This window comes from Pseudophaeobacter sp. C1-32P7, from assembly GCF_041008775.1.
GTDB classification, from domain to species: Bacteria; Pseudomonadota; Alphaproteobacteria; order Rhodobacterales; family Rhodobacteraceae; genus Phycobacter; species Phycobacter gallaeciensis_A.
On record NZ_JAXGFR010000006.1, the window covers coordinates 45218 to 69608 of the forward strand.

Genomic DNA, 24391 nt, shown 5'->3' on the forward strand with positions numbered 1-24391 from the left:
AGGCACGATCTGGGAGGATATTATGAAAACAGTTGCAAAGGCGCTTTTGGGCGCTGTTTCGATGCTGGCCGTGACCGTTGCCGCGCCCGCGATGGCTGAACCCAAGGCCGAGGTGCTGCATTACTGGACATCCGGAGGTGAGGCAAAGGCGGTTCAGGCGCTTCAGGAAGCTTTCAAGGCGCGCGGTGGCACCTGGGTGGATGCGCCGGTTGCAGCCGGTGGCGGTGATGCGCAGGCTGCAGTGCTGCGCGCCCGCGTGCTGGCAGGCGATCCTCCGGCAGCGGTGCAGATCAAGGGCCCGAACATTCAGGAATGGGCTGAGGCAGGCGCGCTTGGCGATCTCAACGCTGTTGCCGAAGCGCAGAACTGGGACAAGGTGCTGCCCGAAACCATCCAGAACATCGTCAAATATGATGGTCAGTACGTGGCCGTGCCGGTCAACGTGCACCGGGTCGATTGGATCTGGGCCAACCCCGAGGTTCTGGCCAAGGTCGGCGCCGATGTGCCCACCACCTGGGATGAATTCAACGAGACCGCAGAAAAGCTGAAGGCTGCTGGGATCATTCCGCTGGCCCATGGCGGTCAACCCTGGCAGGATGCGACGGTCTTCGAAACCGTGGTTCTGGGCGTCGGCGGCATTGATTTCTACCAAAAGGCGCTGGTTGATCTCGATATGGAGGCGCTGGGATCGGACACGATGGTCAAGGTGTTCGACCAGATGCGCAAGATGCGCGGTTACGTGGATCCCGATTTCCCGGGTCGCGACTGGAACCTGGCGACAGCCATGGTGATGCGCGGCGAGGCTGCGATGCAGATCATGGGCGACTGGGCCAAGGGCGAATTCGCCGCTGCGGGGCTGGAGCCGGGCAAGGATTACATCTGCGCGTCGACCCCGTCCGATGGCGGTTACCTTCTGAACTCTGACAGCTTTGCCATGTTCAACGTCAGCGGTGACGACAACGTCGAAGGGCAGGCGCTGCTGGCTGAGCTGATCCTCGGCACCGACTTCCAAGAGACCTTCAACCTTTACAAAGGATCGATCCCGGCCCGCACCGATGTGCCGCGTGGCGAATTCGATGCCTGCGCGATCAAATCCATGGACGACATGGTCTCGGCGGCCGAAGGCGGCACGCTGATGGGCTCTATGGCGCATGAAATTGCGCAGGCCGGCGCCATCCGCGGTGCCTTCATCGACGTGGTGACCGCGCATTTCAATTCGGACATGTCCTCAACCGAGGCGACCGAAAAGCTGGTGAAAGCCATCAAGCTGGCGATGTAAGCCACTGCGCTGCATGATCTGCTGCGCGGCCCCGACAAAACTGGGCCGCGCAGCGTCACCTCCCGCAGTCTAGCGAAAGAATTCCGTTGTGACCCGTCCCTCTGCCACTGTGATGGACCGTTTGGCACGCCTCTTGCCGCAGATTGTTGTGGCGCCGGGGTTTGCGGCGATCCTGTTCTTTGTCTACGGCTTCATCCTTTGGACCGGCTATATGTCGCTGACCAAATCGAAGATGCTGCCGAATTATACCCTGACCGGGGTCCGCCAGTACGAACGGCTGTTCCAGATGGACCGCTGGTCGGTGGCCATCGACAACCTGTTCGTTTTTGGCGCCCTTTTCATCATCGCGGCCATCGTCATCGGCTGCCTTCTGGCGGTATTGCTGGACCAGAAGATCCGCGCCGAAGGGTTCATCCGCACGATCTACCTGTATCCGATGGCGATTTCCTTCATCATCACCGGTACTGCCTGGAAATGGATCATGAACCCCTCGCTGGGGCTGGAAACCGTGGTGCGCAGTTGGGGCTGGGAGAGTTTCCGGTTCGGCTGGATCGTCGATGAGAACCTTGCGGTCTACGCGCTGGTAATGGCCGCCGTCTGGCAAAGCGCCGGTTTCGTGATGGCCCTGTTCCTGTCTGCCCTGCGCAGCGTCGATCAGGACATTATCAAGGCGGCCAGCCTTGATGGCGCTTCTCCCTGGCAGATCTACCTGCGCATCATCCTGCCCTCGATGCGCCCTGTTTTCATGAGCGCGGTGGTGATCCTGGCGCATCTGGCGATCAAGAGCTTTGATCTGGTTGTGTCGCTGACCGGGGGCGGGCCGGGCTACGCCTCCACCCTTCCGGCCAACTTCATGTACGAAATGACATTCCGCCGCAACGAGATCGGGGTCGGCGCGGCTTCGGCCATGGTGATGCTGGCAACGGTTGCCGCGATCATGGTGCCCTATCTCTACTCCGAGCTGCGAGGCAAGAAACATGTCTGATCACCTGAGCCTGTCCACGGCCCGGCCCGGCCAGCAGATGCTGCTGCGAGGGCTTCTCTGGGCCGTGCTGATCCTGTTCGCTGTCTGGTTTCTGCTGCCTGCCTATGTGGTGGTTGGTACCTCGATGAAAGAGCTGGAAGAGATCCGCAGCGGATCACTGCTGGCCCTGCCGCACGAGTTGAACTTTACCGCTTGGCGCCACGCCTGGAGCGAGGCCTGCATCGGCGTAGAATGCACCGGGCTTGAACCCTATTTCTGGAACTCCGTGCGGATGGCCCTGCCTGCGGTGGCGATTTCGACCCTCTTGGGGGCGCTGACCGGATTTGCCCTGACCAAGTTCCGCTTTCGCGGCGCCAATCTGGTGTTTGCCCTGATCCTGTTCGGCTGTTTCGTGCCGTTTCAGGTGGTGATCCTGCCGATGGCGCAGACGCTGGGGCGGCTTGGCATCACCAATACGGTCTACGGGCTGATCCTGGTGCATTCGGTCTATGGCCTGGCCTTCACCACGCTGTTCTTCCGCAATTATTATGTCACCATCCCGGATGAGCTGGTGCGTGCGGCCACCATCGACGGAGCCGGGTTCTTCACCATCTTCTGGCGGATCATTCTGCCGCTGTCGCCGCCGATCATCGTGGTCTCGGTGATCTGGCAATTCACCCAGATCTGGAACGACTTCCTGTTCGGGGCCAGCTTTACCACCGGCGGCGCACAGCCCGTCACCGTGGCGCTGAACAACCTGGTGAACACCACCACCGGGGTCAAACAATACAATGTGGACATGGCGGCGGCGCTGATCACCGCAGCTCCCACGCTTTTCGTATATATCGTCGCGGGCCGCTACTTCGTGCGCGGACTTACCGCTGGCTCGGTCAAAGGATGAGGATAGTCACATGGCGTCTCTGACAATCAACAACGCGGTCAAGCGGTACGGCACGGTCGAAGTCCTGAAAGGCGTGTCGATCGATCTTCAGGATGGAGAGTTTCTTGTGCTGCTTGGTGCCTCGGGCTGCGGGAAATCCACGCTGCTGAACATGATCGCCGGGCTGGAAAGCGTGACTGAGGGCGAAATCAGCATCGGCGGGCGCGTGGTCAACGATGTGCACCCCAAGGACCGCGACATCGCCATGGTGTTCCAGTCCTACGCGCTTTACCCGACCATGACAGTGGCACAGAACATCGCCTTTGGACTTGAGATGCGCGGCATGCCCAAGGCTGAGCGCAAGGAGCGGGTGTTGGAGGTCGCGAAGATGCTGCAGATGGATCACCTGCTGGACCGCAAACCCGGTCAGCTATCCGGCGGTCAGCGGCAGCGGGTTGCCATGGGCCGGGCTCTGGTGCGCGATCCCGAGGTGTTTCTGTTTGATGAACCGCTCAGCAATCTGGATGCCAAGCTGCGGCTTGAGATGCGCACCGAGATCAAGCGCCTGCACAAGCGGCTGAACGCCACCATGGTCTATGTCACCCACGACCAGATCGAGGCGCTGACCCTTGCCGACCGGATTGCCATCCTGAAGGACGGTGAGGTGCAGCAGCTGGCCAGCCCGGCCGAGATTTATGAGCAGCCTGCGAATATGTTCGTGGCCGGACTGGTCGGCTCGCCGCCGATGAACTTCATCGAGGTGGTGCCGCAGCCTTCGGACCGCGGTCCGGTGGCGGAAATCACCGTGCGGGCACAAGGTGCGGACCAGACTGTTCTCTTGGACCTTTCCGCCCATGCGGCGCAGCTTGAAGGGCGGATGGGGCAGAAACTGGTTCTGGGGCTGCGTCCCGAGATGATCAGCCAATCATCCGTCGCGGCCGCGGGACAGGTGGTGCCCTGCGAGATCGACGTGACCGAAGCGACCGGTGCCGACACGCTGTGTGTTCTGGCCTGGAACGGGCAGGAAGTGCTGGCGCGCGGGACGTCCGGTTACGCCATGATCCTTGAGGGCACCATGGACTTTGCCATCAGCCTGGAGCGGGCGGTGCTGTTCGATCCGCAGACTGGTGCTCGCCTCGGTTGATTTTTCCCTGCAGCGCCTCCCGCCGGTCCATGTTGCGATATCTTAACGCAATGCGGCGGGGGCGTGGCACGACCGCCTGAACCTGGCCCGTTAAACGGGGTGGAAGCGGGCCAAGATTCGCCACATTCCCCGCGATTCACCCCCGGATTCGGGACTTTATTGACAAGAAGTTTCCTCCCAACCCCTTATTTCACGCCCTATAGACGAAGAATTCACTCATATTTTTTGGGCGTTTGACTAAAATTTTCGGACAATCCGCAAGCTTTGTTAGGCTTTTCCAAAGGAATTGTTCATGCTGAAGAGGGAAAAGCCGAGGGGTTAAGGGTTTGTTTACCGCGTCATATTCTGTCCATCATTTCGTCCAGTCCACGCAAGATTGAGCCGCATTCCAGCCGCAGGCCTCCAACAGGATGCAGGTGTGGAAAGTGGAGTGGATGACAATGAGACTAAGAGCTGCGATAGCGGCGGTCTGCCTGTCTTTCGGGCTGTCCGGCGGCGCCGAAGCCGATGAGCTTCGTCCAAGCGTCAATTCGATGCCGGGCTGGGAGGCCGTAGGCCGTCTCAATATTGCCGGGCGAAATATGTGCACCGGATCCCTAATTGCGAATAACCTTGTGCTGACGGCGGCCCATTGCCTGTTCGATCCGTCAACAGGGCGCAGGGTAGACCCCAGGACAATCAAGTTTGAAGCTGGCCTGAACGGACAACGGGTGAAGGCGTCGCGAACTGTAACCAAGGCGGTTCTGCATCCGGGTTACCGGACCGGCAACGGCGGCGTGGCGCAGATCGGCAGCGATCTGGCGGTGCTGCGGCTCAATAGCCCGATCAGTGCCCGCGAAATCCGGCCTCTGGACCTGTCGTGGCATGCCGACCGGGGGGACGTGGTCGGGGTTCTGTCCTATTCGCATACCCGGGCGACCAGACCCAATCTTGAGCGTGGATGCCAGGTGCTGGCGAAACAGCACCAGACGTTGGTGATGTCCTGCCGGGTTGATTACGGCGCCTCAGGCTCTCCGGTGTTCGAGGTTACCGCAGGTCACGCGCCACGACTGGTGTCGGTGATTTCATCAAAGGCGGCCATCGGATCCAGACGGGTGTCCCTCGGCTCGGTTCTGGACGGCACGCTGCGGACTTTGATGCAACGGGCCGGTTGATCCGGAAACCGTGCCTGCACGCGAAAAGAAATTTCGCGTATGCCCGCCTGCAGAACGAGGTCGGGACTTGCGCAGAGGGAAGACCGGCTAGGGCAGGTCACCTATGGGACAGATGGTCCCGAAATATTTGATCCATAAAGATATGCGCGGTAAGGCGCCGTAGTCTCAGGGCTCGCGAAACGCTTCACGTGATTTGTAGAGCGGTTTGAGAAGGTAATTCAGCACAGTCTTGGAGCCGGTCTGAAGTTCTGCCGTTGCGCGCATGCCGGGGCGGATCTCGATGGATTGCTGGCGCTGGGTGAAGCCGGATCTGTCGACCCGTACAGTCACCCGGTAAAACGGTTCTGCCCGCGGGTTGCGATCATCCTCGAAGGTATCCGCCGAAACAAAATCCACTTTCCCCTTCAGCGCGCCATAGATCGTATAGTCATAGGCCGACAGTTTGATCGTGGCGTCCTGGCCGGGTTGCACGCTGGCGATGTCCTTGGGGTTCACACGGGCTTCGACGAACAGCTCTTCACCCAGTGGGATGATCTCGAAAATCTCTTCACCGGGGCGCACCACGCCGCCGATGGTGGTCACAGCCAGGCTGTTGACGATGCCCGACATCGGCGCGGTGATGATGGTCCGGTTCAGCTGGTCCTGCGCCAGACGCAGCTCCTGGCGCAGCGAGGCCAGCTTACGCAGGGCTTCGGAGTATTCCTCGGCCAGGTCCAGCTCGTTCTGGGTGCCGATTTCATTGTATTTGGCCGCGGCATCGGTGGCCGATTTCTGCGCCTTGTTGACCTCGGTCAGGGCCACGATGTTGGTTTTGTAGAGCCGTTTGAGGTTCTCCAGCTCCTCGTTCAGCTGGGTCATGATGGCATGCGCGCTTTCCCGGCGGCTGTTGAAATCCGTCTGGCGCGCCTTCAGCAGCGCGCGTTCAGAGGCCAGAATCTCAGGAGATCGCTGGGTCAGATGGGCCGGGACATTGAACTCAAAAGCGCCACTCATCTCTGCCTCAAGCCGGTATTGCTTGATCTCCAGCGCGTCGATCTGCTCCTGCAGTTCGTCAGCGGCAGCACGGAATTTTGTGTCCTGCAGCTTCCCCAGCACCTGACCGGCCTGCACCACGTCGCCCTGGCGGACGAACAATTCGCCCAGAATGCCGCCTTCGAGGTTCTGTACGATCTGCGCCCGGGATGAGGATACGACCTGGCCTTCACTGCGTACGATTTCATCGACCGAGGCAAAGGCCGCCCAGGTGAGGAAGATCACCAACGCCGCTCCAACCAGATGAATGATCCGGCTTGAACTGCGCGAGCTTTCCATCAGGTCAAAGTGGCTGGTGGCTGTCATTTCTTATCTCCCGCCGCAAGATGGGCAAGTACTTGATCGCGGGGGCCGTCCACGACCATGCGCCCGGCCTGCAGGATCAGGGTCCGGTTGGTCAGCGACAGGATCGGCATCCGGTGGGTCGCAATGACTGCTGTGCGGCCCTCCAGCCAGCTTTCCAGGCGGCTGACCATGGTGCGCTCCAGCGTCTGGTCCAGCGCCGCCGTCGGTTCATCCAGCAGGACAACCGCAGGGTTTTGCAGCCACAGGCGTGCCCATCCGATGGACTGGCGCTGGCCGATCGACAGACCGCCGCCACCATCGCCGATTTCCAGATCCAGCCCCTTGTGGTGGCTGCGCACAAAGGCGCCGAGTCCGGCGAAATCCAGGGCCTCCATCAGGCGGCTGTCGTCGCGTTCCAGCTGGCCAAGGTTTAGGTTGTCGCGCAGGGTGCCAGCCATCAGGCGCACATCCTGGCTGAGATAGCCGATGTTGCGGCGTAGATCGCGCGGGTCGATCTGGCTGATGTCGGTGCCATCGACCATCACGCGGCCTTTTTCAGGTGCGTAAAGACCGGACAGCAGCTTTAGCAGAGTGGATTTGCCGGAGCCGTTGACGCCAAGGATGGCGACACGTTGGCCGGGCAGGATCGCCACGGCGGGCACGTCCAGCGTCGGAGCGGCATCGGGATCGTAGCGGAATACCACTTCGCGCAGGTCGAACCGGCCCGTGAGGGTATCGCGGCGCAGATAGCTGCGCTGGCTGTCGTTTTCCTGGGGGGCGGTGGCGATAGCCTCCAGCCCTTCGAGGGCGGCCTTGACGTTGCTCCAGCGCGCCAGCGTGCCGGCAAACTGCGTCAGCGGTGCCAGCGTGCGGCTGGTCAGGATGCCGGTGGCGATGATGGTGCCAACGGTGAATTCCCCGGCAAACACCATCAGCGTGCCCAGCACCACGGCGACGATATAGGTGGCCTGTTGCACACCTTGAGACCAGTAGGTGAGGGCGCTGGACAGGCGGCGCTGCTCGGTCGAGGAATGGGAGGACAGCACGTTCAGTTCATCCCAGAGCCGCAGAACCCGGTCCTCGCCGCGCTGGGTTTTCAGAGTGTCGAGTTCGGTCACCACCTCGTGCAGCAGGCGCCCGGCCTTGGCATTGGCGCCTTGGGTCTGACGGGTCAGGGCGATCATGCGTTTCTGCATGAAATAGGCCGGCAGCAGCATCAGCAGCCCGCCCAGCACGATCACCCAGACAATCGGCCCAGCGATCGAGGAAACCAGCAGCAGGAACACCGCGATGAAGGGAATGTCGGCCAGCGTCGAGATGGTCGAGGAGGTGAAGAATTCACGGACCGAGCCGAAATCGCGCATCGCGGCAAACAGGCCTGAGGGCGGCAGGGGCTTCTTGTCCGAGCGCATGCCGATGATCCGGCGCATCAGGCTGTGTTGCACCGAGAGTTCGATCTGGCGGCCTGCGGTATCCGTCAGCCGGGCACGGGCCACTTTCAGAAGCGCCTCCAGCATGATGGCCAGAAAGGCGCCGATGGCGAGAACCGACAGCGTTGCATGGGATTGGTGCGGCACGACGCGGTCATAGACCTGCAGCGAAAACAACGCGACCGAGACGGCAAGCACGTTGGCCACCAGCGAGCCAAGCATGATTTCGCCCACCTGGCGGCGATATTTGGGGAATTCGCCCCAGAACCAATGGCTGTTTTCCAGCTGCGGGGTATGGCGTGCGGCCATTTGCGACGCGGAGGCACGGGCAGTCAGAACCTGTCCCGTGAAATAGGGGCTGAAGTCGCCAAGAGGTACTTCGGTGCGATTGTCGGGGCAGCTGGTGTCATAGATGGTCAGAAACTGACCGGTCTGCTCCAGGACCAGAACGCATTGCCCGCCTTGCATCATCGCCAGAGCGGGCCAGAGGCCGGGGGTGATTTTCTTCGTCTTTTGCAGCCGGGCCTTGAGCCCTGCAGAGCCGAGCGCCTTGGCGAGAACATTGGGCGAGGTGTCGCCCTTGCCGTCGCGCCAGAGGAAGCTGGCAATATCGCTGGTCTGAGTTTCGGCGCCTTTGAGGGCGGCAAGCGTGGAAATCAACTCGGCCCGGTGCCGGATCTGCTCATCAGCACCGGCGGCCGGTGCTTTGGTTGCCTGTTCGGCGGCACCATCTGCATTTCCCGGGGCGATCTCCGGCTGCAGCGGCGCATCTTCAGCAGTGTCGCCCAACGGCGCGGGGTCAGGGGCGCCGGTTGCGGCGATCTGCATGTCTTCGGGGTGCAGCGGCAGCGGGTCGGCTGCCGGTTCCAGCGCAGGGCTGACAGTCATCGGCTCCGGTGCAGAGGCGGTGAAGGGGGAAGGGGACAGAGATGCAGACAGCTCCGGAGCAGGGGAGATCGGCACCGGCTGTGCCGGGGGCTCTGCGTTGGCCGCCTTCTTGGGTCTTCTGAATTTTCCGGGGAACCTGATCATATTTTAGTCCCATCTGCCAACAGACCCATATCCCGCGACAGTTCCAGCTGGATCAGGATGACTTCGTATTTGGCTTCGATATGTGCCTGTTCGCGGCGTATCAGCTCTTCGTAGATGGAGACGACCTCCATCACTGGGCGCTGACCGGCTTCGTATTGAGATTTGAACAGCTTATAGGTTTCGCGGCTGGCACGGGCGAGGGCAGCGGTTTCGCTTTCTTGCCGGATATACGAGGCAAGACGCTGCATCTGCCGGGAATAGGTGCGGCGGGCGTCTTCCTGGGCCTCGCCAATGGTGCGGCGGGCGGCTTCCTTGCTGGCTTCGAGCGCCTTAAGCGCGGCAGGCGTGCCAAGGCCAAGAGGTGTCGCCAGATCAAGGGTCAGACCGGCGCCGGACCCATCGGTGGTGGCGTTCCCGGCAGCAGCGATCTGCGGCAACAGGCCCGCGCGGCCAGCCTTAGCCTCGGCAATGGCGCGATCGGCTTCGGCTTGGGCTTTCAGCACGTCCAGAAAGGCGGTCTGTTGCGGCGGGGTACCAAGATCCATACGGGCAGGTTTTTCCGGGAACCTTTGACCGGTCATGGCCTGAAGCTCGGCCCGCGCGGTGGCGGCGGCGTCCTGCGCGGTGGCCCGCGCCGTGCGCAGCCCGCTGATCTTGCTGTCCACCACGTTGAGATCGGACTGATCGTTCAGCCCGCCATCGACACGGCCTTTCACGATGCGGCGGAACTCGCTCATCTGGCGGATGGCGCGGTCCAGATAAGCGGCCTTTTCGTCGCCGCGCAGACCTGCAGAGTATAGACCAACTGCAGTCTGGACCCGCGTGTTGATGTCGATTGACAGATTGACCGCTGCGACCTCGACGTCGGCGGCGGCAAAGGCGCGTTCTGCCTTGCGGCGGCCATTGTCGAATAGGATCTGTTCGATCAGGATCCCGGCCACCAGATCGCCAAGGTCCGTCAGGCTGACAGAGGGACCGATGGTGGGCAGCCAGTTCTTGGATTTTGCCTCGGCGCGCAGTTTGGCGCTGATCAACTCGGCTTCGGAGGCGCGGGAGGACGCTTCGATCGCCGCATCCCCAACCCGGCGATAGACGCTGTTGGGTTCCAGCAGGGACTTGCGCTGCATCAGGGCCGAAATCACCTCGGAGCTGTTCTCGCCCTCGGTCTGCGCAAAATTGCTGGAGGTTCCGGCAACGGCATCGTCACCGCCGCCCAGAAGGAACGGCGATTGCTCTGCGCAGGCCGACAGGCTGCACAACAGCGCAATCATCCCAGCGGATCGTCCCAAGTGCATCCTGCCCTTTGCCCTTCTTCTGCGTCGCCGGTTTTCGGCTTGTCGTTGGTTCCGGCGGCAGGGAAAACCCGTCGCCGGAACATGTCGTCAGATGAGAACGTTGACGTCCTGGTCCACCAGCAGTTTGGTGCCATCGTCACCGACGGTGTAGACGTTGTAGATCTGTCCATCGACGGCCTCGACGCCTGCGGCCGATGCATTGGCAACGGTCAGCGTGTCATCCGCCCCGCCATGCACGGTCAGAGTGTCGGAATTGCCCGACAGCGCCTTGATGTCGGCCTCGGTCAGGCTGAGCGAGACGTCGGAAGCATAGTCGAGGTTCAGAGCATCGATATTGAACTGCGGTAGCCCCGCATGATCCAGCGCGCCGCTGTTGGTCGCATTGTCCTCCAGAACGACCAGCGTGCTGGACGCGTTCTGAGCGCTATCCTCGCTAGTAATCACCAGATGGGTGCCGTCCGACACTGGGGTCGAGAAGGTGAACTCGGTTCCGAACACCGGGTCCTGATCGACGCTTGCGGTGGGGGCTGTGACCGAACCATCGCTATTAAGGGCATTCACCGTGTAGCTGTCGGTTGCGCCTTCGGTACTGATCCGGCGCACATCGCTGCTGGAGAAGGTCACGGCATCCACATCCGGCGTAGTGTAGCTGGTGTCGACCGTGAAGCTTTCGGTCAGGGATTGGACGTTTCCTGCCCCGTCCGTCGCGGTGATAGTTGCTGTCGCGGTATAATCGCCGTCGGGCAGGTCTGCACCGGCGATATCGGCGCTCCAGTTGCCGGCAGCATCCACCGTCGCCGCATGGGTGACGCCTGCGATCGTGACCTGAACGGTGGATCCCTGTTCCACGGTGCCTTGCAGAGTGACGCCCGCCGCGCGTTCGGCGAGGTTGATGATATCGTCGGCGGTCTGGTCCGGGGCAACCGTCAAGGGGTCGACCAGCGTGTCCAGCGCCACTGTATCCGTTGCGCTGGCGGTATTTCCGGCGCTGTCGACAATGGAGGCAGTGATCGGCAGTTCTGCGTTGCCTTGTGGGATCTGACCCGCCAGAAAAGTGGTGCTCCAGTTACCGTTCACATCCGCAACAACCTGGTTACTGGCGGCGCCAAGCCCGACGGTAACCAGCAGGCCAGGTGTGGCGGTGCCGCTGATCTCGACACCGTCCGCACGCTCGGTGGCGTTGATGATATCGTCAAGCTCTACGGGATCCGGCGATAGAGTGACAGTGCCAGCCACCGTATCCACCCGCAGGACTGAAGACGCCGATGCTGTGTTTCCGGCTGCATCTGTGGCTGCTACGGTCACGGCACTGTCGTATTCGCCGGGGGCGATGGAGCCCGCTTCAAAGGTTGCGCTCCAGTTTCCGGAGGCATCTACCACTGCGGCGCGGGTGATACCGGCAAGGGTGACGGAGACCTCGGAGCCGGGTTCCGCGACACCGGTCAGGGTGACACCGGCTTCGGCCTCGGCGGCGTTGACGATATTGTCACCGCCTGCCTGTCCCGGATCGATTGTCACTGCGGTTTCGGTATCGATGCGCAGGGTGCCGGTGGCGCTGGCCGTATTACCGTAAATATCTGTTGCAGTAGCGGAAATCGGGGCATCATATTCACCGCCTGCGATTTCGGAGGGGGCATAATCCACGCTCCATTGGCCATCGGCATCGGCAACGACGGTTTTGGTCTGCCCCTGGAAGGTCACTGCGACCGAGGCCCCGGCTTCGGCGGAGCCGGAGAGGGTCACGCCGTCAGCGATTTCCTCGGCGTTGAGGATGCCGTCGCTTTTTGCACGGGCGGTGTTCAGGGTGACACTGGTTTCCGTGTCGATATGCAGGGTGCTGCTAGTGGAGGCGGTATTGCCCGCGGCATCTGTGGCGACAGCGGTCACCGGGGCGTCATATTCTCCGCCAGTGATCTCGGACGCGGCGAAATCTGCGCTCCAGGCGCCGGTGCCATCTGCAGTCACTGTGCGGGTCGCGCCTTGGAAGGTCACTGCAACCGAGGTGCCTGCCTCGGCGGTGCCGGTCAGGGTGACACCGGCTGCTGCTTCGGGTGCGTTGATGACGTCATCACCACCGACCTGATTTGAATCGATGGTCACAGAGGTGGCGGTGTCAACGCGCAGACTGCCGGTTGTCGTGGTGCTGTTTCCAGCTGTATCTGTCGCCGTCACGGAAATCGCAGCGTCGTATTCACCGGTCGACAGCTCATTGCCCGCGAAATCCGCCTGCCAGTTGCCGTTTGCATCGGCAGTAACCGTGCGGGTCACGCCTTCTAGCGTTACTTCGATAGTGGCGTCGGCATCGGCAGTACCTGTGAGGGCAAAGCCATTGGCGACTTCTGCCGCGCTCAGCACGTTGTCGCCGGTTTGCTGTGCATCTAGCGTGGCGGATATTTCTGTATCGACGCCGATGGTTTCGGTAACCGTCGAGACGTTGCCCGTGGTGTCCGTTGCAACGGCCGAGACGGTAGCATCATAGGTGCCGGTTCCGATCTCTGCGGTGGAGAAAGCCGATGACCAACTGCCGTCAGCACCGGCAGTGACTGTGTGGCTGATACCTTCGAAGGTAACAACAACGGTGGCGCCCGGATCGGCCATGCCGGTCAGAGTTACGCCTGCGGCTTGTTCGGCAGCGTTGATGGTGTGATCATCACCCACCTGAGTGTTGATTGTGACGCGGTTTTCCGTATCGATATGCACCGTGTGGGTTTCGGTGGCGCTGTTGCCTGCGGCATCACTCGATGTCACCGAGATGGTGCTGTCATAGATGCCGTCAGCGATTTGCCCTGACCCGTATTGTACCGACCAGGTGCCGTTGTTCGAAACCGTTGTGGTCCGCGTAACGCCCTGGAACTCAACCGAAATCGAGGCGCCAGCCTCTCCCGTTCCAGTTAGGCGCACGCCGTCGGAGGCTTCGATAAAGTTGATGTTGTCGTCGCCTTCGACGGTGTCGATGCCGATGGGCGGCGCAATGGTGTCGACCACCAGCACATCGTGATAGGTATTGCGGTTGCCGAACTCATCCGTGGTTCGGATCCGCACGGCGGTCTCGTATTCGCCAGTGGGAATATCGGCAGGATCAAAGGTGACAGACCAGGTGCCATCTTCGTTGACCGTGGTGCGTTGGGTGACGTTGTTGATCCGCACGTTCAGACGGGCGCCGGGCTCGCCGTTGCCGGTGATGACCGGGCCATCGGCTTGCTCGATCGCATTGACGATATCACCGGTGGACTGGGTGCCGCTGGTGACCTCGGCCTCGGGCGGGGTGGTGTCGATGATCACCGTCGGCCCGTCTAGGTTGAAATCATTCCCGTCCGGGTCGGTGACCTCGACCGTGGTATCATAATTGCCATCCGGCGGCAGTTCGTTGATCGCGATTGTCGCCGTCCAGGTGCCGTCATCGCGGATGGTCACTGTTTCCGTATGGCCGCCGATCAGAACCCGCACCTCAGAGCCTGGGGTGCCGGTGCCGGTGATCACGACCGGATCGTTGGTCGAGCCGGCGATAGGGTAGACCGCATCGGGGTCGTCCACCGTGGGCACCCGGCCGCGGCCCGGAGGCGTTCCAGTCTCGCTGTCGTCTGTGACCAGTACGGCGGTGCCGACTACCCCAGCCGCTGCGACACCGGCGGCGCCAAAACCACCCAGCAGTGGCGCTGCCAGCGGGGCGATCACCGGTTCGATGCGGTCGACATCCAGGAACACCAGCTCGTCATAGGCGCTCCATTTCCCGGAGAGGTCCAGTGTTTCGTAGCTGGCAAACAGCATGCCATCGGCCTTGTCCTCCAGCACAACCTCGATGAACTGGCCATCGGCGCTGAGGAACAGGTTCTTGCCACCGGTCGCGCCGTAACTGAAGAAGTTGTCCAGCACGAGGGTCTGGCCATCGGCCAGCACGATATGCAGATCGGCGCCATGCCGTGCGTAACTTTCGACCGCGGATCGGCCAAGGTTCAGGGAAATGTCTTTTGTTTGAGAGACGTTCAGGTGGGCCGGCGTACCTTCAGCAAACACACCCTGTACGGTCGTTCCCGTCATATCGCGGGAAATATATCCAACACTACTCATTTTTTTTGCTCGCTTATAGACCGGACAACGCCGCCAAAGCGGGTCACCTGGTTCATTGCCTGTATCGTCTTGCCCAACGGCCGTCTTTGCGGCCTTATTGTGGGCATAATGCGTCAATTTTGGGTCTTATGTCTACATTTTAAGTAACATGAAACTCTTTCAAGCGGTGGGATTAGTGGCTTTGCCGCCGCATTTGGCTCAATTCTATTAAACTTTGTAGCGTTTTTGCGCCAGTTCTTACCAAATGGTTAACGGCTTTGTGAGGCGTTTGCAGGATGTTGGCAGTCCCAAGGCGGTCTCATGTCTCTGGGCGCGAGGATGCAGGGGCGGGGACGGGGGCGCAGTTTGATCCCGAAAACGGGCGCGCGGGGAACGCCCTGTTTCCAATGTCAAATTTTCGATGTTATCACGGAGGCATTGCTGCAACGATCAGACCCCACTGGTCTGACATCATCAACGCGCGAGGTCCGAAATCGATGACGCAACTCTTGGCTGACTACCGTCAACTTGCCGCTGCCTTAAAGGTGGAGGTCATCGCACTGGTGCCCGGGCCGAATTTTACGCGGGCTCTCGGTCACAGTTTCATGAGCCATGAACGACCTTTCGTTCTGGTGATACCCGCCGAAGGCAAACCGACCGCGATCGTTCCTAACCTTGAACTTGGCTCCTGGGAGCAGGTCGGCTTTGATGGGGCGGTTTTTGATTGGCGCGATCAGGATGGCTATGCCGGGGCCTTTGCGGCGCTGGCGGCGCATCTACCGATGACCCAGCTGGCCGTCGAAGGACAGGTGATGCGGGTCTTTGTGCATCACGCGTTGAAACAGGCGATGCCCGATGTCGAAATCATCGATGCCGAACGTCAGATCTCGGGACTACGGATGATCAAGACGGCGGCTGATATCGCTGCGCTTGAGGCGGCTATCAGCCTGTCAGAGCGTGCGCTGCATCGGGTTCTCGAAGGCGTGCGTGTCGGCCAGACCGAGAAAGAGATCGAAAGTGCGCTGATCCAGGCTCTGTTTGCCGAAGGCGCCGACGACCTGGCCTTTACCCCTATCGTTGCGGCCGGGGACAATTCCGCGCGCCCCCACGCGCACGCGCGCGCCGATTACAAGGTACAGTCCGGTGATGCACTGCTGTTCGATTTCGGCGGCCGCAAGGACGGCTTCTGCGCCGATATTACCCGCACCGTTTTTGTTGGCGAGGTCAGTGACGAAGGTCGCGCGGTGTATGACACGGTGCTGCGCGCCAATCTGGCTGGGCTGGAGGTGACGCGGGCCGGGGTCACGGCGCATGAGATTGATGATGTGGTGACCGGCGTTCTGGAAGCCTCGCCCTATGCCGACCGGATCCGCACCAAGACCGGGCATGGGCTTGGCCGCGATGTCCACGAAGCACCCTATATCATGCGTGGCAATCATCAGGAGCTGCCCGCAGGCACGGTCTACACCAATGAGCCGGGTCTTTACGGGCCGGGCCTGTTTGGCGTGCGGATCGAGGATGACGTGCTGATAACCGAGGACGGCTGCCGTACGCTGACCACGTTCCCGAAGGAGCTGATGATCGTCGGCTGATCTGACGCCACGCGGAAATGGGGGGCGAACCCGTGCTTCAGCTGGCGGATTGCAACTGCGCCTGAAGCGAGGCCTTGGCATCCTGAATATGAGCAAAAGTTAGCCGCGCGGCGGTCTCCGCCTCTCCTGTCGCGCAGGCCTGCAGGATGGCCCGGTGTTCTTCGGTACTGCGGTCGACGCCGCCGCTCATCACCAGTTGCGCGCGCAGGTAGCGGTCCACCCGGTCCATGGCGTTTTCGATGACCTGAACATGGTAGGGCATGCCGCTGACGCTATAAAGCGCGCCGTGGAATTTGCGGTTCAGTTGCCCCCAGATCATAGGATCGTCCGAGGCGGCAAATTTCTCCAGACAGGCCTCGGCGTTATTCAGGGTCACCGGTGTCATGTTTGGAACCGCCTGACGGATCACATCGGCTTCCAACTTGGCTCGCAGATCGAAAACCTCGCCTGCCTCCTGCATCGACAGGGTCGCGACCACCGCGCCCTTGTAGCGTTGGGTTTTGACCAGCCCCTGCTGTTCCAGCCGGGTCAGGGCTTCGCGCACCGGAAAGCGGGAGGTGTGGAACGCCTTGGCGATCTCTTCCTGGCGTAGCGGTTCACCATCACTGAGGTCGCCTTCGATGATGGCTTTGCGCAGCGCATCAAAGATGACCGTCGCGGCGCTGGCTGTCTGTGAAATATCCGTGGCCTGAAACTTCACGCCTCTGCCTCATCTGTCTTGCGGTGAACTGGCCCCTCTATACAGGGCTTCTGCTCAGCTGTGAAAGCCGCAAAGCAAACGCCGCGAGCCCAAGGGACCCGCGGCGCTGATTGGTAACCGGGTTGGGCTGGCCCGTCTCAGAATTCCACGACAGCGCGGATGGATTTGCCTTCGTGCATCAGGTCGAAGCCGTGGTTGATTTCGTCCAGCGACAGCTTGTGGGTGATCATCGGGTCGATCTCGATCTTGCCGTCCATATACCAGTCGACGATTTTCGGCACATCGGTACGGCCCGAGGCGCCACCGAATGCGGTACCGCGCCAGCTGCGGCCGGTGACCAGCTGGAAGGGACGGGTGGAAATCTCGGCCCCTGCGGGTGCCACGCCGATGATGATGCTTTCGCCCCAGCCCTTGTGCGCGGCTTCCAGCGCGGTGCGCATGACCTGCACGTTGCCGGTGGCGTCAAAGGTGTAATCGGCGCCGCCACCGGTCAGTTCAACCAGATGCGCCACCAGATCGCCCTCAACTTCGGCGGGGTTGACGAAATCGGTCATGCCGAAATGCGTGGCCATCTCCACCTTGCCGGGGTTCAGGTCCACGCCGACAATCTGGTCGGCGCCCGCGAGCCGCAGGCCCTGGATCACGTTGAGACCGATGCCGCCCAGACCGAACACGATGGCGGTGGAGCCGATTTCGACCTTGGCGGTGTTGATCACCGCGCCGATGCCGGTAGTGACGCCGCAGCCGATGTAGCAAATCTTGTCAAAGGGCGCGTCCTTGCGCACCTTGGCCAGCGCGATTTCGGGAACAACGGTGTGGTTGGCGAAGGTCGAACAGCCCATGTAGTGATGGATCGGGGTGCCATCCAGCATCGAGAAGCGGGTGGTGCCATCGGGCAGCAGGCCGGCGCCCTGGGTCGTGCGGATCGACTGGCAGAGGTTGGTTTTCGGGTTGAGGCAGTATTCGCACTCGCGGCACTCAGGTGTGTAAAGCGGGATCACGTGATCGCCCACTTCCAGGCTGGTGACGCCTTCGCCGACTTCGATCACCACGCCTGCGCCTTCGTGGCCCAGGATGGCGGGGAAGATGCCTTCGGGGTCATCGCCCGAGCGGGTGAATTCGTCGGTGTGGCACAGACCGGTGGCCTTGATCTCTACCAGAACCTCACCCGCTTTGGGGCCTTCGAGGTTCACGTCCATGATTTCAAGCGGTTTGCCGGGAGCAACGGCAACGGCGGCACGGGTGCGGATCATGTTTGGGTTCCTTCGCTTCTGTCTGGCGGCCGACGGGCCGGATGTTCTGTGGCATGAGGCATCATGCGCTGGCGGACCTTTTGGCCCTGCTTTTGCCAGCGTTACATTCGCCACCCTATGGGCGCAAGCACCCCTGTTGCACGGATTTTCACCTGCAAGAGGGCGTATTGTAGAAAACCGGCGCTTGCGTGCAGCTCTGCGTCATCCGGGCTTGTGCGGCCGTTTCGGAGGGGAAGATCTGCAATGCCTTTTACGCCTGCCTGTCTGGTGGTGCTTGTACGGGCGATGACCGACTATAGATGAAAGGGGTGACTGCGATAGCGCCCTATGCGACACCGGGATGAAGGAGGCACCAGCATGAATATCGGAGATGTTGCAGCCCGCTCAGGGCTGCCTGCCAAAACCATTCGGTATTACGAGGATATCGGCCTCATCAAACCCATGCGCAGCGCCAACGGCTATCGCAGTTTTGCCGAAACCGACCTGCATAAGCTGGCCTTTCTGGGGCGGGCGCGGGCTCTGGGCTTTACCATCGAAGACTGCCGAATGCTGATGGCGCTCTATGAGGATGAAAGCCGCGCCAGCGCCGATGTGAAACATCTGGCGCAGGAGCATCTCGGCAAGATCGAAGCCAAGATCGCCGATTTGCAGGCGATGCGCGATACACTGACTGAACTGGTGCATTGCTGCGCCGGGGACAACCGGCCAGATTGTCCAATTCTGAAAGATCTGTCCGGCGAATTCTGTGCAAAGGAAACCGGCGCGGAGTAGCGCCGGTTCCTGTGGGTTGTCGGTGCGATCCGCGTCAGCGCCAGATCGGATTGGACCAGGCCCGGTTGCCAGCGCGGTCAATCACGGTAACCCGTAGCCAAGGGCTGTCTTTCAGACGGTCGAGCGGAATACGCGCCTGTGTCAGCGCGGTGCCATGCTGCAGAGTTGCGGCAGAGCCATGCCCCTGCACGATGACCGAAGAGACCGGGCTGCAGGCCACATCGATATGCCCGCCGTTCAGCGCCACAGCCTTCAGCTCGGGCCCTTGTGAAGAATAGAAATTTCCGTCCTTCAGGGCCTCCAGCAGCAAATCAGGCTCGTTGGCTTCTGCCTTGACCATGACCCAGCCGCCGAAATGATCGGGGCCAGCGAAATGGGCGTCATCGGTGGCGATGAGGTTCAGGTCGCGCCAATCAGAGAGCAGAAGGTCGGCGACATGGCTGCCTTCGCCGCGATCAGTGCCGACGGCACAGGTATGATTGTAAATTTCCACCGCATGGGCCGCTTCGATGCTGCGCGCATCTGTCAATGTCATGCCCGACCAATGGGGATGGGCAATGGTCACGAAAGCCCCGGCCTCACGCGCACGCCGGGCGATCTGCGGCCCGGTTTCCTGGCCTTCGACGGGGTGAAAGTCAGGCGAGTGGGACGGCGCAAAATCCGCAGGCAGGCCGACGGCGAGAATGTGCCACAGCTCACCGTTTTCCATGGCGCCGGAATGCAGTTCGGCGCCGGGCAGGGTGGTGAAGACCTCGTCCCTGAAGTCGCGCGTGTCGGTGATCGGATAGTCAAACCGCCCGACGAAATGATCGGTCAGCGCAATGAAATCATAGCCTTCCGCCTTGTAGCGGCGGCAGACCTCCGCCGGGTCAAGAACCCCGTCCGACCTGTTGGAATGGCAATGCAGGTTGCCGCGGAAAAACTCTCCGGGGGCGGCAAAAGCGGGGTGCAGCATGGGGTGTCTCCTGTCCGTGTTCCCCGGCTGGTAGCGGCCTTTGGCAATGGTTTTGTGACACGAGAAGGAGAAGGAACGCGCGCGGCAACCCCCTGCCTAAGAAAAGGCTGCGCCGAGGGAGGAGCGGCTCGAGAGAAACGGGGTGCCGCGCGCAGGGGGGGATGTAGGCCGAGGACGCCGGGCCCGCAAGGGGGGCGGCAGAGGTGACGCAACGGTCCGGCCTGATCAGACCGGACCGTTGCCTATTGTATATGCGGTATGAAGCGGGCCTGCGAGAAACAGACCTCAAGAACAACTCCGCGTGAACAGGCTGCGCTAGGCTCAGGCCGGGCGGAGTTCCAGAATTTCCCGCGCCTGCTGCCAGGTGGCAACGGGGCGTTCGTATTTCTCACACAGGTCAGCCGCGCGTTTGACCAGGGCCGCGTTCGACGGCGCCATGGTGTTGCGATCAATGCGTAGGTTGTCTTCGAGACCCGTGCGGGTGTGACCGCCTGCGGCGATGGCCCATTCGTTCAGCATGATCTGACCCGGACCAATGCCCGCACCGCACCATTCGGCATCGGGGGCAAGGCGCTTTACCGTCTGGACGTAGAAATCAAAGGTTTCCTTGTCCACCGGCATCGCGTTCTTCACGCCCATGACGAATTGCACATAGAGCTTGCCCGGAATGGCGCCTTCACGGCTCATCTTCACCGCCTGATGGATATGGCTGAGGTCGAAGGCTTCGATCTCGGGCTTTACCTCATAGGTGCGCATTTCGGAGGCCAGCCAGTCGACCAGATCCGGCGGGTTCTCGTAGACGCGGGTGGGGAAGTTGTTGGACCCCACCGACAGCGACGCCATGTCGGGGCGCAGCGACAGCATGCCGCCGCGCTCCTTGCCTGCGCCGGAGCGGCCACCAGTGGACAGCTGCACGATCATGCCGGGGCAGTGTTTGTTCAGCCCTTCCAGCAGACGGCCGAATTTTTCTGGGTCCGAGGTCGGCGTCTGATCGTCGTTGCGCACGTGGCAATGGGCGATCGAGGCGCCTGCCTCAAAAGCTTCCTGAGTGCTTTCGATCTGCTCGGCGATGGTAATCGGCACCGCCGGGTTATGTTCCTTGCGCGGCACCGAGCCGGTGATGGCCACGCAGATAATGCAGGGTTTGCTCAACTCTGTCCCTCCTCAGATGTCGAAGAATACGGTTTCATCGTCACCTTGCAGGCAAATGTCAAAACGATAAACCGTTTGCCCATCACGTTCGCTGCGCTTGGCGATCAAGGTTTCGCGACGTTTCTCCCACTCGATCAGGTTGATCACCGGGTCCGTCGCGTTGGCTGCGGCCTCGTCGTCAAAGTAAAGGCGAGTGTTGAGGCCGATATTGATGCCGCGCGCCACGATCCAGAGGTTGATATGCGGCGCCATCATCTGACCGTTGCGGCCCATAACCGGGCCGGGCTTGACGGTCTCAAACGCCCATTCCCCGGTTTCAAAGTTGGTGATCACGCGGCCCCAGCCGCGAAAACCCTCTTCGACTTCGCCGGGATGTTCTGGATGGGCATAGACACCGGCGGCATTGGCCTGCCAAGCCTCCAGCAGCACGTCCTTCACCGGCGATCCGATGCCGTCGATGACAAGACCTTCGATCCGGATCCGCTCGCCTGCGGCATTGGGGCCTGCGATGTCCTGACCCAGTTCCTGTTCGTAGATCTGGAAACCGGCAGCGCCCGGCGCAAGGCCGATATGGACGTAGGGGCCTGCGGTTTGCGACGGGGTTTCTTTCAGATAATCAAGCTTCTGTTGCATCAGTTCCCCTCCAGACGGTTTTCGAACAGGGTCGAACGACGACCGCGCAGCACGATGTCGAATTTGTATGCGATGGTGTCGAGCGGAATGGTCGCGTTGCGGTCCAGTCGCGCGATCAGCTGGTCGATGGCGTCCGGATCCGGGATCGTCGCCACGATGGGACAGGTTTTGATCAGTGGATCACCCTCGAAATAGAGCTGGGTGATCAGGCGCTGGGCAAAACCGCTGCCAAAGACCGAAACGTGAATATGCGCCGGGCGCCAGTCGTTGACCCAGTTGCGCCACGGGTAGGCACCGGGCTTCACGGTGCGGAAATAGTAATAGCCATCCTCATCCGTCATGGTGCGCCCGCAGCCGCCAAAGTTGGGATCAATCGGCGCCAGGTAGGTGTCTTTCTTGTGACGATAACGTCCACCGGCATTGGCCTGCCAGATTTCCACCAGAGTATTCGGAACCGGTCGGGCGTTTTCATCCAGTACCCGGCCATGCACGATGATCCGTTCGCCAATGGGGCTTTCGCCGGGCTTGGCGTAGTTCGAGATCAGATCGTTGTCGGTGGCGGCGAGATCGCTATGACCAAAGCGCGGACCGGTGATTTCGCTCGGCGTGTTTTCAAGGCTGATCAGCGAAAATTTGGGCGAGCGCGCCACCGAGGTTTTGTAGTCCTTGTCATAGGCTGGCGGGTGCCAGCGGCGGTCGCGCTGGTAGAATTCAGCCATGTTCTGTGTCGGTTTCGTCATTGTCCTATCCTCCTCAGGTCTTGGATGCCGGGGACGCGGCGGCTTCGGCATCCATTTCCGCATAGGTTTGTTTGGCCAGTTTCAGCGCATGGTTGGCGCGCGGCACCCCGGCGTAGATCGCCACGTGCTGAAACGTTTCGATCACATCGGTGCGGCTGGCGCCCGTGCGCGCGGTGGCGCGGATATGCATCGGGATTTCCTCGAAATTTCCCATCGCCGCCAGCAGAGCTAGGGTCAGCATCGACCGTTCGCGCTGGCCGATCCCGTCCGAGGCCCAGACGGTGCCCCAGGCGCCTTCGGTGATCAGCGTCTGAAAGGCCACGTCCATATCGGTCTTGGCAGCTTCGGCGCGATCCACATGCGCATCTCCCAGCACGCTGCGGCGCACGGTCATGCCCTGATCGTAACGGCTGTCGGTCATCCGGTCCTCCCTCTTTCATATGGTGTGTACTATCGCATATCTAAATTGGACTGTATAATGCTGTGAATTGCATGATTTCATATTGGAAATGGTATGCGTCTGTCTGCACAGCTGAAGTTGCGCCATCTTGAGGTCTTCGTCGAGGTCGCCCGGCAGGACAGCGTCACCCAGGCGGCCGAGGCATTGGGCATGACCCAGCCTGCAGTGACACGCACACTGCGGGAGCTAGAGGCTGTTGTCGGCAAGCCCTTGGTCGAGCGGCACGGGCGCGGTATCCGCCTGTCCGCCTATGGTGAGATGTTCCGCGACCACGCCGGGCGCAGTCTGGCGCTGGCACGGGACGGGGTGGCAATGCTGCAGGGGCTGGACGAGGCAGAAGGGCCACGGGTGGCTATTGGCGCTTTGCCGACAGTGTCGGCGACAGTGGTGCCGGATGCCCTGGCGGCGCTGCGTACCGAGGGTAGCCACAGCCGGTTTTCGGTCCGCACCGGGGACAATCAATACCTGCTGGACCAACTGCGGCGGGGCAATCTGGATGTGGTGGTGGGACGTCTGCCCGCGCCCGATCACATGGTGGGGCTGGATTTTGATCCGCTGTTCCACGAACGGGTGGTCGCGGTCGTCGCCCATGATCATCCGCTGGCGGCGTTGCCGCATGTCCCGGCTGATGCCTTTGAGGGGGTCCCGGTACTGATGCCCTCGGAAGGGTCGATCATCCGGCCGCTGGTGGACCGCATGTTTCTGGAGCAGGGGATGACGGTGCCCCGTTTCCCGATCGAAACCGTCTCTGCCACGTTTGGGCGCCGGTTCACGCTGAAGCATCGGGCGATCTGGATCATCAGCCATGGTGTGGTGCGGGCCGACCTGGAGGAGGGCGTTCTGGCATTGCTGCCACTGAACACGGACAGCACGCTGGGTCCGGTGGGTCTGTGTATCCGCAGTGAACACCAGCTCTCTGCCGCCGCGGCGCGGTTCTGCGCAGCCCTGCGGGAGATTTGCGAGGCTTAGGCGCGCAGGCTGGCCAGCGCCATTTCTGCCAGATCGTCTGCGATGGTGTTGCGGAACTCCTGCCCGGCGCCGCGATCCGGCTGATACCAGAAGACCGGGGAATTGAGCATCAGCATCAGCCCGGCAACCGTGACCGTCAGGTTGCGCTCGGGGAATATATCTGCCTCGATACCCCGGGCGATCTGGTCGCGGAAGAGTTCGGCATACTGCCGGTGCTCTGCTCGCACCTGCGCCTGCATGCCCAGCTCAAACGCGTTGGAGGTTTTGGCGCGCGCGCCGGTATAGGTTTGGAGAATCACCTTGTGGTAGGGCAGGGAGCGCAGCACCTCCATCACATGGGCGCGGGCCATCCGTTCCAGACAAAGCTGCGGAGGCAGGGCATCATCGGCCACTGCGCTGACCGCCTGATAGGTGAACCGCGCGGCGCGCAGTTGTACCGCAGCCAGAAGCGCACCTTTGGAGGGAAAGTGATGATAAATCCGTCCCTTGGTCGATCCAAGGCTGGCCGCGATATCGTCGATGGATGCGGAATCGGCGCCCATCGTCATGAAACAATGGGCCGCTGCATCAAGAATTTCGCTTTTGGATGCGCTGATCTGTTCTAACATGATGCATCGCCTGACG

20 protein-coding genes are annotated in these 24391 nt (G+C 61.4%); 8 read left to right on the plus strand and 12 right to left on the minus strand.

Features of this window, described 5'->3' with window-relative positions:
• Nucleotides 1-22: 22 nt before the first annotated feature.
• From SM763_RS10185 to SM763_RS10205, 5 genes are all read left to right on the plus strand, one after another.
• Nucleotides 23-1279, plus strand: a complete 1257-nt coding sequence (locus SM763_RS10185; RefSeq protein WP_368998446.1) for an ABC transporter substrate-binding protein — start codon at nt 23-25, stop codon at nt 1277-1279.
• 112 nt (nt 1280-1391) lie between these two features.
• Nucleotides 1392-2264, plus strand: coding sequence for a carbohydrate ABC transporter permease (locus SM763_RS10190; RefSeq protein ID WP_065272826.1), 873 nt, complete (start codon nt 1392-1394; stop codon nt 2262-2264).
• Nucleotides 2257-3144: a carbohydrate ABC transporter permease gene (locus SM763_RS10195; protein WP_274830197.1), complete on the plus strand. Its 888-nt coding sequence runs from the start codon at nt 2257-2259 to the stop codon at nt 3142-3144. Before SM763_RS10190 ends, SM763_RS10195 begins: the two co-directional genes overlap by 8 nt.
• A gap of 10 nt (nt 3145-3154) precedes the next feature.
• Nucleotides 3155-4267: an ABC transporter ATP-binding protein gene (locus SM763_RS10200; RefSeq protein ID WP_368998447.1), complete on the plus strand. Its 1113-nt coding sequence runs from the start codon at nt 3155-3157 to the stop codon at nt 4265-4267.
• 440 nt (nt 4268-4707) lie between these two features.
• Nucleotides 4708-5421 carry a trypsin-like serine peptidase gene (locus tag SM763_RS10205; protein ID WP_082996173.1) on the plus strand — a complete coding sequence of 238 codons (714 nt, stop codon included), beginning with the start codon at nt 4708-4710 and terminating at the stop codon, nt 5419-5421.
• A 165-nt stretch (nt 5422-5586) separates the two neighbouring features.
• On the opposite strand, the gene SM763_RS10210 is transcribed toward SM763_RS10205, so the two are convergent.
• From SM763_RS10210 to SM763_RS10225, 4 genes are all read right to left on the minus strand, one after another.
• Nucleotides 5587-6759, minus strand: coding sequence for an HlyD family type I secretion periplasmic adaptor subunit (locus tag SM763_RS10210; RefSeq protein ID WP_065272830.1), 1173 nt, complete (start codon nt 6757-6759; stop codon nt 5587-5589).
• Nucleotides 6756-9200, minus strand: coding sequence for an ATP-binding cassette domain-containing protein (locus SM763_RS10215; RefSeq protein ID WP_490363280.1), 2445 nt, complete (start codon nt 9198-9200; stop codon nt 6756-6758). The genes SM763_RS10210 and SM763_RS10215 overlap by 4 nt, the downstream gene beginning before the upstream one ends.
• A complete protein-coding gene (locus SM763_RS10220; RefSeq protein WP_425537256.1) occupies nt 9197-10495 on the minus strand; it encodes a TolC family protein in 1299 nt (432 codons plus the stop codon). Before SM763_RS10220 ends, SM763_RS10215 begins: the two co-directional genes overlap by 4 nt.
• A gap of 87 nt (nt 10496-10582) precedes the next feature.
• Nucleotides 10583-14563: an Ig-like domain-containing protein gene (locus tag SM763_RS10225; RefSeq protein WP_368998451.1), complete on the minus strand. Its 3981-nt coding sequence runs from the start codon at nt 14561-14563 to the stop codon at nt 10583-10585.
• Nucleotides 14564-15039: 476 nt separating this feature from the next.
• On the opposite strand from SM763_RS10225, the gene SM763_RS10230 reads away from it, so the two are divergent.
• Complete coding sequence (locus tag SM763_RS10230) at nt 15040-16134, plus strand: M24 family metallopeptidase (RefSeq protein ID WP_368998453.1); 1095 nt, start codon at nt 15040-15042, stop codon at nt 16132-16134.
• Nucleotides 16135-16171: 37 nt separating this feature from the next.
• On the opposite strand, the gene SM763_RS10235 is transcribed toward SM763_RS10230, so the two are convergent.
• Together SM763_RS10235 and SM763_RS10240 are read right to left on the minus strand one after the other, a co-directional pair.
• On the minus strand, nt 16172-16834 hold the full coding sequence (locus SM763_RS10235) for a GntR family transcriptional regulator (protein ID WP_368998454.1): 663 nt from the start codon (nt 16832-16834) through the stop codon (nt 16172-16174).
• A 137-nt stretch (nt 16835-16971) separates the two neighbouring features.
• A complete protein-coding gene (locus tag SM763_RS10240) occupies nt 16972-18087 on the minus strand; it encodes an S-(hydroxymethyl)glutathione dehydrogenase/class III alcohol dehydrogenase (RefSeq protein WP_065272835.1) in 1116 nt (371 codons plus the stop codon).
• A gap of 357 nt (nt 18088-18444) precedes the next feature.
• Here SM763_RS10240 and cueR point away from each other — a divergent pair, with 357 nt between their 5' ends.
• Entirely contained in the window at nt 18445-18858 is a 414-nt protein-coding gene (gene cueR / locus SM763_RS10245; protein WP_274830189.1) for a Cu(I)-responsive transcriptional regulator, read from the plus strand.
• 34 nt (nt 18859-18892) lie between these two features.
• On the opposite strand, the gene SM763_RS10250 is transcribed toward cueR, so the two are convergent.
• The 5 genes from SM763_RS10250 to pcaC form a co-directional block, all read right to left on the minus strand.
• Nucleotides 18893-19813, minus strand: coding sequence for a PHP domain-containing protein (locus SM763_RS10250; RefSeq protein ID WP_274830188.1), 921 nt, complete (start codon nt 19811-19813; stop codon nt 18893-18895).
• A 321-nt stretch (nt 19814-20134) separates the two neighbouring features.
• Entirely contained in the window at nt 20135-20965 is an 831-nt protein-coding gene (locus tag SM763_RS10255; protein ID WP_274868894.1) for a 3-oxoadipate:acetyl-CoA acetyltransferase, read from the minus strand.
• Nucleotides 20966-20977: 12 nt separating this feature from the next.
• Nucleotides 20978-21598 carry a protocatechuate 3,4-dioxygenase subunit alpha gene (pcaG, locus tag SM763_RS10260; protein ID WP_347510597.1) on the minus strand — a complete coding sequence of 207 codons (621 nt, stop codon included), beginning with the start codon at nt 21596-21598 and terminating at the stop codon, nt 20978-20980.
• Nucleotides 21598-22338, minus strand: a complete 741-nt coding sequence (pcaH, locus tag SM763_RS10265) for a protocatechuate 3,4-dioxygenase subunit beta (protein WP_274835099.1) — start codon at nt 22336-22338, stop codon at nt 21598-21600. The genes pcaG and pcaH overlap by 1 nt, the downstream gene beginning before the upstream one ends.
• Before the next feature lie 13 nt (nt 22339-22351).
• Nucleotides 22352-22759 carry a 4-carboxymuconolactone decarboxylase gene (pcaC, locus tag SM763_RS10270; RefSeq protein ID WP_274835098.1) on the minus strand — a complete coding sequence of 136 codons (408 nt, stop codon included), beginning with the start codon at nt 22757-22759 and terminating at the stop codon, nt 22352-22354.
• Between the two features lie 93 nt (nt 22760-22852).
• Between pcaC and pcaQ the strand changes: the two genes are divergently transcribed.
• Nucleotides 22853-23767, plus strand: a complete 915-nt coding sequence (gene pcaQ / locus SM763_RS10275) for a pca operon transcription factor PcaQ (RefSeq protein WP_368998455.1) — start codon at nt 22853-22855, stop codon at nt 23765-23767.
• On the opposite strand, the gene SM763_RS10280 is transcribed toward pcaQ, so the two are convergent.
• Nucleotides 23764-24375: a TetR/AcrR family transcriptional regulator gene (locus tag SM763_RS10280; RefSeq protein WP_065272842.1), complete on the minus strand. Its 612-nt coding sequence runs from the start codon at nt 24373-24375 to the stop codon at nt 23764-23766. The two genes, pcaQ and SM763_RS10280, sit on opposite strands and share 4 nt — an antisense overlap.
• Nucleotides 24376-24391: the final 16 nt, after the last annotated feature.

What these genes read in the sequence shown, in the direction of transcription:
- SM763_RS10190 (WP_065272826.1), top strand. Translation starts at nt 1,392, where the DNA reads ATGGACCGTTTGGCACGCCTCTTGCCGCAGATTGTTGTGGCGCCGGGG.
- SM763_RS10280 (WP_065272842.1), bottom strand. Translation starts at nt 24,375, where the DNA reads ATGTTAGAACAGATCAGCGCATCCAAAAGCGAAATTCTTGATGCAGCG.
- pcaG (WP_347510597.1), bottom strand. Translation starts at nt 21,598, where the DNA reads ATGCAACAGAAGCTTGATTATCTGAAAGAAACCCCGTCGCAAACCGCA.
- SM763_RS10210 (WP_065272830.1), bottom strand. Translation starts at nt 6,759, where the DNA reads ATGACAGCCACCAGCCACTTTGACCTGATGGAAAGCTCGCGCAGTTCA.
- SM763_RS10185 (WP_368998446.1), top strand. Translation starts at nt 23, where the DNA reads ATGAAAACAGTTGCAAAGGCGCTTTTGGGCGCTGTTTCGATGCTGGCC.
- SM763_RS10240 (WP_065272835.1), bottom strand. Translation starts at nt 18,087, where the DNA reads ATGATCCGCACCCGTGCCGCCGTTGCCGTTGCTCCCGGCAAACCGCTT.
- SM763_RS10215 (WP_490363280.1), bottom strand. Translation starts at nt 9,200, where the DNA reads ATGATCAGGTTCCCCGGAAAATTCAGAAGACCCAAGAAGGCGGCCAAC.
- SM763_RS10205 (WP_082996173.1), top strand. Translation starts at nt 4,708, where the DNA reads ATGAGACTAAGAGCTGCGATAGCGGCGGTCTGCCTGTCTTTCGGGCTG.
- SM763_RS10230 (WP_368998453.1), top strand. Translation starts at nt 15,040, where the DNA reads ATGACGCAACTCTTGGCTGACTACCGTCAACTTGCCGCTGCCTTAAAG.
- SM763_RS10225 (WP_368998451.1), bottom strand. Translation starts at nt 14,563, where the DNA reads ATGAGTAGTGTTGGATATATTTCCCGCGATATGACGGGAACGACCGTA.
- SM763_RS10220 (WP_425537256.1), bottom strand. Translation starts at nt 10,495, where the DNA reads ATGCACTTGGGACGATCCGCTGGGATGATTGCGCTGTTGTGCAGCCTG.
- pcaC (WP_274835098.1), bottom strand. Translation starts at nt 22,759, where the DNA reads ATGACCGACAGCCGTTACGATCAGGGCATGACCGTGCGCCGCAGCGTG.
- pcaQ (WP_368998455.1), top strand. Translation starts at nt 22,853, where the DNA reads ATGCGTCTGTCTGCACAGCTGAAGTTGCGCCATCTTGAGGTCTTCGTC.
- SM763_RS10200 (WP_368998447.1), top strand. Translation starts at nt 3,155, where the DNA reads ATGGCGTCTCTGACAATCAACAACGCGGTCAAGCGGTACGGCACGGTC.
- cueR (WP_274830189.1), top strand. Translation starts at nt 18,445, where the DNA reads ATGAATATCGGAGATGTTGCAGCCCGCTCAGGGCTGCCTGCCAAAACC.
- SM763_RS10195 (WP_274830197.1), top strand. Translation starts at nt 2,257, where the DNA reads ATGTCTGATCACCTGAGCCTGTCCACGGCCCGGCCCGGCCAGCAGATG.
- pcaH (WP_274835099.1), bottom strand. Translation starts at nt 22,338, where the DNA reads ATGACGAAACCGACACAGAACATGGCTGAATTCTACCAGCGCGACCGC.
- SM763_RS10250 (WP_274830188.1), bottom strand. Translation starts at nt 19,813, where the DNA reads ATGCTGCACCCCGCTTTTGCCGCCCCCGGAGAGTTTTTCCGCGGCAAC.